General features: G+C 72.2%; 11 protein-coding genes. 4 read left to right on the top strand and 7 right to left on the bottom strand.

Features of this window, described 5'->3' with window-relative positions:
• The first annotated feature begins 116 nt into the window (after positions 1-116).
• The gene (locus ACZ516_RS08470; protein ID WP_361082598.1) at positions 117-974 is read left to right on the top strand and encodes a GNAT family N-acetyltransferase; all 858 of its coding nucleotides are present in this window, start codon (positions 117-119) and stop codon (positions 972-974) included.
• On the opposite strand, the gene ACZ516_RS08465 is transcribed toward ACZ516_RS08470, so the two are convergent.
• Positions 971-2,140 (bottom strand): PP2C family protein-serine/threonine phosphatase, encoded by a 1,170-nt coding sequence (locus ACZ516_RS08465; protein ID WP_469009191.1) that lies wholly within the window; start codon positions 2,138-2,140, stop codon positions 971-973. The two genes, ACZ516_RS08470 and ACZ516_RS08465, sit on opposite strands and share 4 nt — an antisense overlap.
• Before the next feature lie 168 nt (positions 2,141-2,308).
• On the opposite strand from ACZ516_RS08465, the gene ACZ516_RS08460 reads away from it, so the two are divergent.
• Positions 2,309-2,782: an ATP-binding protein gene (locus ACZ516_RS08460; protein WP_358589531.1), complete on the top strand. Its 474-nt coding sequence runs from the start codon at positions 2,309-2,311 to the stop codon at positions 2,780-2,782.
• A gap of 214 nt (positions 2,783-2,996) precedes the next feature.
• Here the strand turns inward: ACZ516_RS08460 and ACZ516_RS08455 are convergent, their stop codons facing one another.
• On the bottom strand, positions 2,997-3,188 hold the full coding sequence (locus ACZ516_RS08455) for an antitoxin (protein WP_468749014.1): 192 nt from the start codon (positions 3,186-3,188) through the stop codon (positions 2,997-2,999).
• Positions 3,189-3,270: 82 nt separating this feature from the next.
• Positions 3,271-5,604, bottom strand: a complete 2,334-nt coding sequence (locus ACZ516_RS08450; protein WP_469009190.1) for a glycoside hydrolase family 3 N-terminal domain-containing protein — start codon at positions 5,602-5,604, stop codon at positions 3,271-3,273.
• A gap of 189 nt (positions 5,605-5,793) precedes the next feature.
• Between ACZ516_RS08450 and ACZ516_RS08445 the strand changes: the two genes are divergently transcribed.
• Entirely contained in the window at positions 5,794-7,698 is a 1,905-nt protein-coding gene (locus ACZ516_RS08445) for an ABC transporter ATP-binding protein (protein ID WP_361082606.1), read from the top strand.
• Between the two features lie 80 nt (positions 7,699-7,778).
• Complete coding sequence (locus tag ACZ516_RS08440) at positions 7,779-8,996, top strand: metallophosphoesterase (protein WP_469009189.1); 1,218 nt, start codon at positions 7,779-7,781, stop codon at positions 8,994-8,996.
• A 4-nt stretch (positions 8,997-9,000) separates the two neighbouring features.
• On the opposite strand, the gene ACZ516_RS08435 is transcribed toward ACZ516_RS08440, so the two are convergent.
• From ACZ516_RS08435 to ACZ516_RS08420, 4 genes are all read right to left on the bottom strand, one after another.
• On the bottom strand, positions 9,001-10,050 hold the full coding sequence (locus tag ACZ516_RS08435; RefSeq protein WP_469009188.1) for a glucose 1-dehydrogenase: 1,050 nt from the start codon (positions 10,048-10,050) through the stop codon (positions 9,001-9,003).
• Positions 10,051-10,239: 189 nt separating this feature from the next.
• Positions 10,240-10,566: a plasmid stabilization protein gene (locus tag ACZ516_RS08430; RefSeq protein ID WP_358589861.1), complete on the bottom strand. Its 327-nt coding sequence runs from the start codon at positions 10,564-10,566 to the stop codon at positions 10,240-10,242.
• 104 nt (positions 10,567-10,670) lie between these two features.
• Positions 10,671-11,588, bottom strand: a complete 918-nt coding sequence (locus ACZ516_RS08425; RefSeq protein ID WP_469009620.1) for an SDR family NAD(P)-dependent oxidoreductase — start codon at positions 11,586-11,588, stop codon at positions 10,671-10,673.
• Between the two features lie 119 nt (positions 11,589-11,707).
• On the bottom strand, positions 11,708-12,892 hold the full coding sequence (locus tag ACZ516_RS08420; protein ID WP_358588267.1) for an alcohol dehydrogenase catalytic domain-containing protein: 1,185 nt from the start codon (positions 12,890-12,892) through the stop codon (positions 11,708-11,710).
• Positions 12,893-12,982: the final 90 nt, after the last annotated feature.

The raw sequence follows: 12,982 nt of genomic DNA, 5'->3' as shown, positions 1-12,982 counted from the left end.
TCTGAACCTGTCAAGGTCTAGACCAAACTGCGAAGGTAAAACTTGGCGGGCCCGGGGCAGGATCCACCCGGTGTGTCCCCTTTCCGGCACACCGTCGGATCGAGAAGGGTGCAGCGATGACGGACTCGGCCCCCGGGCGGCTCACGATCTCACGGGCGACGCCGGACGACTGGCGCGTGGTGCGCGGATGGGCGGCGGAGGAGGGCTGGAACCCCGGGCTCGGCGACGCCGGCCCGTTCTTCGCGCAGGACCCCGAGGGATTCTTCCTGGGCCGCCTGGACGGCGAGCCCGTCTCCGCGGTCTCCGTGGTCAACTACGGGCAGGACTACGCCTTCCTCGGCTTCTACCTCTGCCGCCCCGAGCACCGGGGCCGCGGCTTCGGCCTCGCCACCTGGCGGGCGGGACTCGCGCACGCCGGGGACCGGACCGTGGGCCTGGACGGCGTGCCCGACCAGCAGGACAACTACCGCCGCTCGGGCTTCGTCCGCGCCTACGGCACGCTGCGCTACGTCGGCCCGCTGCCCGCGCCCGGCGGCACCGACCGGCAGGTGCGTCCCGTCGAGGCCGCGGGACTGAAGGCGCTCCTCGCGTACGACGGCTCGTGCCTGCCGGCCGACCGGCCGCGCTTTTTGGAGGCGTGGCTCACCGCCCCCGGCCACCGCGCCCTCGCCCGGATCGTCGACGGGCGGCTGACCGGGTACGGCGTGCTGCGGCCGGGCCCCGACGCCCTGCGCGTCGGACCGCTGTTCGCCGACACCCGTGCCGACGCCGAGGCCATCCTGGACGCGCTGGCCGCCGACGCGGACGGCACGCCCGTGGCCATGGACGTGCCCGAGTACAACAAGGAGGCCGTCGCGCTCGCCGAGGCGCGCGGGATGACACCGAGCTTCGACACGGCCCGCATGTACACCGGCCCGGTCCGGGACTTCGCCCACGAGCGGGTCTTCGGCGTCACCTCGCTCGAACTGGGCTAGGACTTCCGGGGGCCGCGCCAGTCCAGGCACAGCACGGTGGCGTCGTCCTTCACGTCGCCGTCACAGGCGTCGGTGACCGCGGCGACCATGGCCCGCACGGCCTCCCGGGGGTGCTCGCCCGCGGTGTCACGGATGAGGCCGGGCAGGTCGACGTCGCCCGCCTCGCGGTCCTGCATGCCGTCGGTGTAGAGCACGAGACGGTCACCGGGGCGCAGGTCGATGTCCTGCGCCTGATAGGCGCCCTGTCCGGGGACTCCGAAGGGGAGGTTGATGTGCGGCTGGATCTCCTCGACGGTGCCCTCGCGCAGCCGTAGGGGCCGCATGTGTCCGGCGTTGACGAGCTGGGCGCCGGATCCGTCCAGGGCGATGCGCAGGAGCAGGCCGGTGGCGAAGGTCCGGTGGCCGTGATCGAGGAGGGCCTGGTGCGTCTGGCGTGCCTGTTCGGCGAGGCCGGCACCGGCGCGGCGGGCGCCGCGGGAGGCGTTGACCAGGAGGGTGGCCATCAAGGAGGCATCGACGTCGTGGCCCATGGCGTCGGTGATCGACAGGTGCAGGGTGTCCTCGTCGAGGCTGTAGTCGTAGGTGTCGCCGGCGATGTCGGAGGCCGGCACCAGGGCTCCGGCGAGAGCGAACTCGTCGGCCTCGCACGAGGGCGCGGAGGGCAGGAGCTGGCGCTGGATCTCCGCGGCCAGGGTGACCGTGGCGGTGCGGTTGCCCCAGTGGTAGAGGTCGGTGAAGCGGCGGTCGGTGACGATGATGTACGCGAGCGCGTGCGCGGCCTCCTCGACCTGCTCCAGCACATCCTGCGTGACGTGGGTGAGGTAGAGCTCGAGCACGCCGATGGCGTCGCCTCGATTGGTGACCGGGGCGAGGACCCGCTGCCCCTGAGCGCCCTCCGGCGCCAACAGCACCTTCTGGGTGCGCAGGACCTCGTCGTAGACGCTGCCGTCCAGAGCGACCTGATCGGCGCTGCGTTCCTCGCGGGTCGTCTTCCCCTCGTTGACCCGCAGCAGGCGCCGGCCGACGACGTCGACGAACAGGAATGAGACGTACCGCGCGCCGAACCGCGTGTGCAGGTTCTGCGCCACGACGTCGAGAGAACGCACCGGGGCGGCGCCTTCGGCCGCCGCCAGTACCTCGGCCAGTCCCATTCGATCACGCTGCACAACAGCCTCCTTGAGTTGTGCACCTCCTTCCCCGCGATGCCCCCGACATCACAGCCGAGGCACCTTGCGACAATGAGGAGGTACCGCGCGCCGACGTGATCTTTTTGTTACATGCTGGACGTGGGGGTAGAAGCCTGGCAATCGAGTTCAGGAAGTGGGCGGATCGGCATGGACGGGGCTGCACGGAGCGAGGGGCGGCTGCTGGGCGGCGGCCCGGTCGAGGTGTCGCAGACGTATGAGGGCAGGACGGATGACATCGCCGAGGCGCGTGCGCTGGCCCGCGACTTCCTGGCACGGGTGCAGGCGGTCCACGGGGTCCCGGTGTCCGACCGCGCGATGGGCATGGTGCAGCTGGTGGTCAGCGAGCTGTTGACGAACGCCCTCAAGTACGCCCCCGGCCCCTGCTCGCTCGCCCTCGGGTTGATCGGTGGCCGGGTGGAGGTGTCGGTCCGGGACAGCGCCCCGGTCCTGCCGGTGGCGAGGGCGGCCGATCCGGGCCGGGTCGGCCAGCACGGCCTGGAGATCGTGATGGCGGTGTCCCAGAGCTTCGAGGTCCACCGCGAACCGGACGGCAAACGCACGACTGCGGCGATCATGCTTGCCGACGACCCGGGAGGAGCCACCGCCGGACGGCGGCCGTGAGCCGTGGCGAGTCGGGACGAGCCGTGGCGCCGACACAGCGCGACGTGGCACCGACACAGCGCGATGTGGCACCGACACAGCGCGACGTGGCACCGACACAGCGCGACGGGCCAGGGACGCTCGCCCTGGCCCGTCGCGCTGGGGGCCTGCTGCCCGTGTCCGGCCGCTCCGGCGCGGCCGCCCGGGGTCGCCACTGAGGTCGTTACTGGGGTCGCTACTGGGGCGGAGGCTCCTGGCCGCGGTCCCCGCCCAGCTGTCCCTTGAGCTTGTCCTGGGCGGTGTCGACCTGCCCGCTGTACTTGTTCTGGGTCCTGCCGTCGACGAAGTCGCCGGCCTTGTCGACGCCCTGGCCCGCCTTGTCCTCGTGGCCCTTGAGCATCTGCTTGAGCTTGTCCATCACCGACATGGTCGGCCTCCTGGGTGTGAGCCGTTGCTCCCAGGATGGGGGCTGATCCGGGGTGCCGCATCCGGGGCCCCGAGCCGCCCGCTCAGGTGATCGTCAGCCGCCGCTTGGCCTTGGCCGCGGAGCTGTTGCCCACGTAGAGGTCCACCGCGCCCTCCTCGACGAGGAACTCCCCGCGCGGGTCGTTCGTCCAGAAACCGAGGTCGTCGGCGCCGAGCCGGAACCGGACCGTCCGGGACGCGCCGGGTTCCAGCGTCACCCTGCGGAAACCGCGCAGTTCCCGTACGGGCCGCGTGATGCTCGCCGTGACGTCGTGGACGTAGAGCTGGACGACCTCGTCGCCCGCGCGGTGGCCGGTGTTCGTGACGCTCACCGCCACCTCCAGGGTGTCGCCCCGGCGCAGCGCGGCCGCGGAGATCCGCTCGCGGCTCAGCCGCGGCTCGCCGATCTCGAACGTCGTGTAGCTCAGGCCGTGACCGAACGCGAACTGCGGGTCCGGCGGCAGGTCCAGGTACTTCGACGTGTACTTGTTGTCCGCGTCGTAGGGGCGGCCCGTCGACTCGTGGTTGTAGTGGACCGGGAGCTGGCCGACCGTACGCGGGAACGACACCGGCAGCTTCCCGCCGGGCACGACCCGGCCGAACAGGACGTCGGCGACGGCGTTGCCCGCCTCCAGGCCCGGGTGCCACGCCTCCAGGACGGCGGGCGCGGCGCCGAGCCAGTCGCCCATGGTCAGCGGGCGCCCGTTCACGAGGACGACCACGAACGGCTTGCCGGTCGCGGCGACGGCGGCCACCAGCTTCTCCTGCTCGCCGGGCAGCCCGATGTCGCTGCGCGCGGCCGCCTCGCCGCTCATCGCGGGCGGCTCGCCGACCACGACGACGGTGACCTCGGCGGCCCGCGCGGCGGCCACCGCCTTCGGGATGCCACCGGTGTCCTCGCCCTCGGGGTCCACGCCCCTGGCGTACGTCACCTCGGCGTCCGGGGCGGCCCGCCGGATGGCGTCCAGGATCTTCACCGACGGAAATCTGCGCACGGCGGCCGGGAGCGACCAGGTGCCGAGCAGGTCGTCGGAGTCACCGAAGGGGCCGACGACCGCGATGGACCTGAGGGACCGCTTCAGGGGCAGCGCCGCGCGGTCGTTCTTCAGCAGGACCATCGAACGGGCGGCACTCTCGCGCGCGGCCCGCCGGGCGGCGCCGCTCGGCCCGTCGATGGCGCCGCTCTCGTCGACGTAGGGGTGCTCGAAGAGCCCGAGGTCGAACTTGAGGCGCAGGACACGGGCGACCGCGTCGTCCAGCCGCCTCGCGTCGATCTTTCCCTCGCGGAGCAGCTTCTTGCCGTGCGTGACGAAATGGGTGCTGGTCATCTCCACGTCCACGCCCGCGCCGAGGGCCAGCCGGGCGGCCGCCGCGCCGTCCTCGGCGAAGCCGTGCGGGATCAGCTCCTGGACGCCGGTCCAATCGCTGACGACGACACCGCCGAAGCCCCACTCCTTCTTCAGGATGTCGGTCAGGGTGTGCGTGTTGCCGTGCGCCGGGACGCCGCTGACGGTGTTGAAGGACGCCATCACCGTGGCGACCCCGGCGTCCGAAGCCGCCTTGAACGGCGGGAGGTAGAGATTGCGCAGCCGGGACTCGGAGACGTCCACCGTGTTGTAGTCGCGGCCGCCCTCCGCGCCGCCGTACGCGACGAAGTGCTTGGCGCAGGCGGCGATGCGGTCCTTCGCGCGGTAGGGCGCCACCGAACCGTCGTGGTCGTCGCCGCCGTCCTTGCCCCGCGCACCCGGCTCGCCCTGGTAGCCCCGTACCTTCGCCGCGGCGAACGCCGCCGTCAGGTACGCATCCTCGCCGTTGCCCTCGGCGATCCGGCCCCAGCGCGGCTCGCGCGTGACGTCCATCATCGGTGCGAACGTCCAGTGCACCCCGTTCGAACGGGCCTCCTTGGCCGACACCTCGCCGTCCGTCCTCGCCACCTCCGGGTCGAAGCTCGCGGCCTGCGCCAGCGGGATCGGGAACGTCGTCCAGAAGCCGTGGATGACGTCGAGCCCGAACACGAGCGGAATGCCGAGCCGGGACTCCTCGACGGCCAGGCGCTGGAGCGCGTTGGTGGTCCTGGCGCCGAAGATGCTCAGCACGGAGCCGAGCCGGCCGGCGCGGGCCGCGTCCTCCACGTCCTTGGTCGCCCCGCCACCGGGGCCGGTGTCCCAGGCCCACGGCAGCTGCTGGAGCTGACCGAACTTCTCCTCCACCGTCATCCGGCCGAGGAGTTCCCGGACCCGCCGCTCGTGGGGGCCCCGGCGGCCGGGCGCGGCCTGCGCGGTGCCGGCCCCGGCCGTCCCGACGGCACTCAGCGCGCTTCCCGCGGCCGCCGTGCCGCCGATCGCGGACAGCAGAGTACGCCTTCGTACGTCACGCATGCGTTCGCCTTCTCACCTCAGGAGGGGGATAACTCCTGTGGAGAACACAAGAGTTGAAGCGAAAAGTACGTTCCGGTTACATGCGGGTCAACAGACGCGGCAGGGGAAGGGCCGGGGAAAGTGCGGCGGGCGGGTGAATCCGGCCGAACCCTTGACCTCAAGTTTACTTGAGGTCTTAACGTTCTCTTCATGAGCATGGAAACCACCGCCTGGGTCCAGCTGCACAGCGTGATGAACGCGCAGCAGGACCGCCGACCCTTCGCCCGTGCCACGCTGCGCCGCATCGGCGCCTTCGCACGGCCCCACCGCAGGCGCATCTGGCAGTTCGTGCTGCTGAGCGTCGTCACCGCGCTGCTGGCCGTGGCGACGCCCGTCCTCGCGGGCAAGGTGGTCGACGCCATCGTCCGCGGCTCGGACTCCTCGACCGTCGTGCGGTACGCCCTGCTGATCGCGGCCATCGCGCTCGCGGAGGCGGGCCTCGGGCTGGTGAGCCGCTGGCTGTCGGCGAACCTCGGCGAAGGACTCATCCTGGACCTGCGGACCGCCGTCTTCGACCACGTCCAGCGCATGCCCGTCGCCTTCTTCACCCGCACCCGCACGGGCGCCCTGGTCAGCCGCCTCAACAACGACGTCATCGGCGCGCAGCGGGCCTTCAGCAACACGCTCTCCGGAGTCGTCGGCAACATCGTCACCCTGGTGCTGACGCTCGCCGTCATGCTCACTCTCTCGTGGCAGATCACCCTGCTGGCGCTGCTCCTGCTCCCGGTGTTCGTCGTGCCCGCCCGCCGCATGGGATCCAAGATGGCGGGCCTCCAGCGGGAGGCCGCCCACCACAACGCCGCCATGGGCACCCGGATGACCGAGCGCTTCTCGGCGCCCGGCGCCACCCTGATCAAGCTCTTCGGCAGGCCCGACGACGAGTCCGCCGAGTTCGCCGCGCGGGCCCGGCGGGTGCGGGACATCGGCGTACGCACCGCGATGGCGCAGTCCACGTTCATCACCGCGCTCACGCTCGTCTCGGCGCTCGCGCTCGCCCTGGTCTACGGCCTCGGCGGCTACTACACGCTGGAGGGCGCCCTCGACGCCGGCGCCGTCGTCTCGCTCGCCCTGCTGCTCACCCGGCTCTACGCGCCGCTGACCTCGCTGGCCGGCGCCCGCGTCGAGGTGATGAGCGCCCTCGTCAGCTTCGAGAGGGTCTTCGAGATCCTCGACCTGAAGCCGCTCATCGCGGAGAAGAAGGACGCCGTGCCGGTTCCCGAGGGCCCCGTGTCCGTCGAGTTCGACGACGTCCGCTTCGGCTACCCCGCCGCCGACAAGGTCTCCCTCGCCTCCCTCGAAGAGGTCGCCTCGCTCGACACCCGCGGCGGCGACGAGGTCCTGCACGGAGTGTCGTTCCGCGCCGAACCCGGCCAGACGGTCGCCCTCGTCGGCTCCTCCGGCGCGGGCAAGTCGACCATCGCGCAACTGCTCCCGCGGCTGTACGACACGGACGAGGGAAGTGTGCGCATCGGCGGCGTCGACGTACGGGAGGTGACCGCCGAGTCCCTGCGGGCCACCCTCGGCATGGTCACCCAGGACGGGCACCTCTTCCACGAGTCGGTGCGCGACAATCTGCTGCTCGCCCGGCCCGGGGCGAGCGAGGACGAGCTGTGGGACGTGCTGCGCCGCTCCCGTCTCGAGGACCTCGTGCGCTCCCTGCCGGACGGGCTCGACACCGTGGTCGGCGAGCGCGGCTACCGCCTCTCCGGCGGCGAACGGCAGCGCATGACCATCGCGCGGCTCCTGCTGGCCCGGCAGCGGGTCGTCATCCTCGACGAGGCGACGGCCCACCTCGACAACACCTCCGAGGCCGCCGTCCAAGAGGCCCTCGCCGAGGCCCTCGAAGGGCGCACCGCCGTGGTGATCGCCCACCGTCTGTCCACGGTCCGCTCCGCCGACCTCATCCTCGTCGTCGAGGCGGGCCGCGTCGTCGAACGGGGCACGCACGAGGAACTGCTGGCCCTGGAGGGGCGCTACGCGGAGCTGTACCGCACGCAGTTCGCCAAGGGCGGCGAGCCGACGGCGGGGGCGGGCGTCGTGGAGGCGGCGCGCTGACCTCCGCTCGTGTCCGGACGTCCACCAGGAGTTCATCGATTCCCCACCCTCCCCATGCTCTCCCGTGAGAGAAACCCCCCATGTGCGACGACGAGTTGATACCGCCGAACGCGGACATGACGGAGGACCAGTGGCTGGGGGCCGACCCGGCGCTCGCCCAGGGGCCGGTGGGGGAGCGGGTCCGCGAGATGCGGGCGCTCCGGCGGCGGACCGTGCTCGGCGGGGTGGTGGCGGGCACCGCGGTGCTCGCGGCCCTGCCGGGCGGGACGCGGGCCGCCGCCGCGGCGGGCACCGGGAAGTTCCCGCTGCCGACCGGTCCCGGCCGCTCGGGGGAGTACGCGGTGCTCCTGACCGGCGACGCCGGAACGGGCGAGGAGGCGCAGTACGCGGTGGCCGCCGCGGCGCGTGAGGTCTGCCGCGCCGAAGGGGTCGGCCTCGCGGTCGGTCTCGGCGACAACATCTACGAGAACGGCCCCGAGTCCGACCACGACACGGAGTTCCGCACCAAGTTCGAGGACCCCAACTCCGGCCTCGACGTGCCGTGGCTGATGGTCCTCGGCAACCACGACTGCTCCGGCCTGATACCCGGCAGCGGCGGCGACCCCGCACGCGGCGACCGCGAGGTCTCCTACGCCAAGGGCTCGCCCCGCTGGTACATGCCGAGCCGCTACTACAACGTGGCGCTGCCCGCGGCGGGCGAGGGCGATCCGCTGGTGGAGTTCTTCGCCCTCGACACCAACCCCGTCTCCTCCTACGTCGCCCAGCCCGACCCGCACTACCACTGGAACGGCCCCTACATGCGGGCCCAGCGCAGCTGGCTGGACGGCGCGCTCAAGGCGTCCCGGGCGCGCTGGAAGATCGTCCTCGGGCACCACCCGTACCTCAACAACGGCAAGCACGGCAGCGCCGGTTCGTACGACGGCTTCGTGATCGGTCACTACACCAGCGGCATCCACCTCAAGGAGCTGTACGAGGAGGTGGTGTGCGGGCGCGCCGACCTCATCGTGTCCGGGCACGACCACACGCTGCAGATCCTGGAGCCCACCACCCGCACCGGCGGCACGCGGCAGATCGTGTGCGGAGCCGCGGGCAAGGCCGGTGACGGCAAGGCCCACTTCACCCACCCCGCCGCCTGGCAGAACTTCTCCGACCACGGCTTCATGGTGCTGAAGGTGTCCGAGCGGGCGATGACCGTCGACGCGTACACGGTCGACGTCGCCACCCGCACGGCCCGTCTCGCCCACAGCACCCGCACGCCGGTCGGGAGCGGGGCCGCGGGGCACGCCGTCCTCAGCTGAGGGGTCAGTCGAGGGTGAGGACGACCTTGATGTCGTCGTCCTGGGGGGTGAACGCCTCGGCGGCGCGCTCCAGGGGCACGCGCCGGGTGATCATCCGTTCCAGCCAGCCGCGGTCCGCCTTGGCCAGGGCCTTTGCCCCCTGGTGGTAATGGCGGAGGTTGGCGTTGACCGAGCCCACGACCACGTCGTTCTCCAGCACCAGGTCGCGGTTGAGCGATCCGGCGTCCACCGACAGCCGCCGCCCGGTGGGGGAGACGCCGGTCAGACACACCACGCCGTACGTCGCCGTGCCCGCCATCGCCTCGAAGACCAGCGAACCCACCCCGGTCGCCTCGATCACCACGTCGGGACGGATCGCGTCGGTCACCCGCCCGATGTCCTCGCTGTGGTAGGTCGCACCGAGGTCGGCGACCAGCTCCGGCTTCGGCCCCTCGGTGACCTGGTCGAGCACGTGGACGTCCAGGCCGCGCTGCACGCCGAGCAGCGCGGCCAGCAGACCGATCGGCCCCGCCCCGGTGACCAGCGCCCGCCGCGGCTGGAACCAGGACCGGCCGCCGACCCGCTCCACCTGCTCCCACGCCTTGGCCACCACGGTGGTCGGCTCCAGCAGCACCCCGACCGTCTTCAGACCGGGATCGAGCCTGACGGCGTAGTCGCACTCCACGGTCCAGGACCGACTGGCGTAGCCGTGCCGTTCCTTGATGCCGCGCTCGGTGTAGCGGCCGTTGCGGCACATGTCGAACTCGCCGCGCGCGCAGGCGCCGCAGGGCTGCGGGTCCGGGCGGCGCACCACCCCGACCACCAGGTCACCGGCCGTGAACCCACTGCCCGCCGGTGCCTCGCGCACCCGCCCCAGCGACTCGTGGCCGAGGATCAGCCGGTCCTCGCCGGGCGGCGCCGCACCGTACTCGCCGGCGACGATCTCCTTGTCGGTGCCGCAGACCCCGGCCGCGAGGCCGTCCACCAGCAGCTCGCCCTCGCCGGGCACCGGCTCGGGCATGTCGCGCACCTCCAGGGAATCGGCGGTCGAGGGGCGGACGGTCACGGCACGCATCGGCAATCTCCCATTCGCTGGACGGCGGCCACTGCTGAGTGCCCGCGCGACGACCACACAAGCATCCGGTCCGATCCGGTAGGGGCCGGCGATCCCGCGCACCGAGGCGTGCCGCGAGCAGCGGTGGGCCCACAGCATCCTGTGGGCCCACCGTCGCTCAGCGCCCGCTCGGCGCCCGCGCCGCGCTTCTCAGCGTCCGAGCGCCTTCTTCAACTCCTGCTTGTTCATCGAGGAACGGCCGTCGATGTTCTTCTTCTTGGCCTCTTCGTAGAGCTGGTCCTTGGTGGGACCCTGAGCGCCGCTGTGCGATCGCTCCCCGCCGCGCTGCGAGGCGGACTTCGGGTCCTTCACCGACGTCCTGCTCGCGGTCTTGGCCTCACCGGAGCGGGCCCGCTCCTTGTTGACCGTGCGGGCCGCGATCTCCTTGGCCCGGCTCTTGGACGCGCCGCGCTCCTCGGCGCTCTCCTTGATGTGCTCGTACTGACGCTCACGCTTGTTGCTGGATCCAGCCGGCATGGTGACCTCACTTTCTCGTGGCCATCGGAGGCGGTCGCCGCCCCGATGACCTCCTTTCGGGCGCATCGCCCGGTTCCGGCCCCCCTTGTGCCCGTACGCCGGGCTCACCCCCCGCGGGTGCCCCCGTCCCGTTCGTTGTAGGCGTCGGCGGCACGTTCGTTCAGCGCGCTTCCGAGGCGCTGGACGGCGCGGGAGACCGGTCCTTCGGGCGGGTCGATGTCCGCGCCCTCGCGCTGCCCGCGACGGTGGGCGGGCGCGGCGGGCAACAGACGCGCGGCGACACCGCTCAGCCGCGTGGTCGTCGCCGGGGCGATCCCGTGCGCCAGGTCGGCGGCGCGCGCCGCCGGGGTGAGCACGAGGCGCGCCCGGCGCCGCACGGTGGCCCGCACGATCCGCTCGGCGGCACGGGGCGCGTTCATGGACACCAGCGGAGTGCCCGCCAGCGTCGAGAACCACCCGTACTCCGCGCGCTGTTCGCCGTCGAACCGGGCGCGCAGATGGGAGCCGGTGCGCATCAGACCGGGGTACACGGCCGTCACGCTCACCCCGCGCCCCGCCGTCTCCGCCCGCAGCCCCTCCGCGAGGGTGCCGATCGCGGACTTGGCGCACGCGTAGGGCAGCAGGTGCGGCACGCCGAGCAGCCCTCCGACGGAGGAGATCAGCGCGAGGCGTCCGCCGCCCGGGCTGTCCCTGAGATGGGGGAGGGCCTCCAGCGACGTGTGCAGGGCTCCGTGGAACATCGAGCGCATCGCGTCCTCGAAGTCCTCGGCCCGCAGCGACTCCAGCGGGGCGACCTGGATGATGCCGGCGTTCGCGATCACCAGGTCCACGCCGCCGAAGGCCTTGCCGGTGTCCGCGAACAGCTCGCGTACCTCGGCCCGCTCGCGTACGTCACAGACCGTCGTACGCACCCGCGCCCCGGGGCGCCGGTGGAGCAGCTTGGCGCGGGCCCGGCCCAGTTCCCCGCCGTCGCGCGCGGCGAGCGTGACGGCGCAGCCCCGGGCGGCCAGCCGGTCCGCCATGAGCAGGCCGAGGCCGCGCGATCCGCCCGTCACGACGGCCGACCGCCCGCTGAGGTCGTCGGCGCCCCGGCGGGGACGCGCGGAGGACGGGCGGACTTCGGACTCCTTGGTCGGCCCGGTCACGGCCGCAGCAGGGTCTTGATCATGCTGTCTTCCTTAGCCTGGAAGGTCGCGTACGCCTTTGGGCCCTCCTCCAGGGAGAGGTGGTGCGTGGCGAAACCGTCGACGCCGAGCGGGTCGTCGTCGCTCAGCAGCGGAAGGATGTCGTCGACCCAGCGCTTGACGTTGGCCTGACCCATGCGCAGCTGGAGCTGCTTGTCGAACATCGTCAGGAGCGGCAGCGGGTCGGCCGCCCCGCCGTACACGCCGGACAGGGAGATCGTGCCGCCGCGGCGGACGATGTCGATCGCCGCGTACAGAGCGCCCAGGCGGTCGACGCCCGCCTTCGCCATCACCTTGGCGCCGACCGCGTCGGGCAGCATGCCCACGCCCCACTGCGCCGCCTTGACCAGCGGCGCGCCGTGGGCCTCCATGCCGACGGCGTCGATGACGGCGTCCGTGCCGCGGCCCTTGGTCAGCTCGCGCACCGCCTCGCCGATGTCCTTGCCGTGACGGCGCAGGTCCAGCGCCTTGACGCCGTCCCGGGAGGCCCGGCTCAGCCGCTCGGGGACCAGATCGACGCCCACCACCAGGCTCGCCCCGCGGTGCAGGGCGATCCGGGCGGCCATCGCGCCGATCGGACCGAGACCGAGCACGGTCACGGTGCCCCCGGGCGGGATGGCGGCGTACTCCACGGCCTGCCACGCGGTGGGCAGCACGTCGGAGAGGTAGACGAACCGGTCGTCGGGCGGACCCTCGGGAACCTTGATGGGGAGGGTGTTGCCGAAGGGCACGCGCAACAGCTCCGCCTGCCCGCCGGGCACCTGTCCGTACAGCTTGGTGTAGCCGAACAGCGAGGCGCCCGTGCCCTGGTCGCGGTTCTGCGTCGTCTCGCACTGCGAGTGCAGTCCGGCATTGCACATGAAGCAGTCGCCGCACGAGACGTTGAACGGCACGACGACCCGGTCACCGACCGCGACCTCGGTCACGGCCGAGCCGATCTCCTCGACGATCCCCATGGGCTCGTGGCCCAGGATGTCACCCGCGTCGAGGTAGGGACCCATCACCTCGTACAAATGCAGATCCGAACCGCAGATGCCCGTAGACGTCACGCGGACGATGATGTCGGTCGGTTCCTTCAGCACGGGGTCCGGCACGGTCTCGACCCGTACGTCGCGCCTTCCGTGCCACGTCAGTGCGCGCATGGCTCTCTCCTCGCGGCAGCTGGTGGGGTAGCTGTGGGTGGGGGTTGCAGCGGTTGTGGCACGCGGGTTCCCCGCGCCGTCGGCGTCATG

This window comes from Streptomyces sp. NPDC034037, assembly GCF_055575715.1.
Note: the sequence above shows the minus strand (reverse complement) of the source record. Positions and strands in the feature narration are given on the sequence as shown.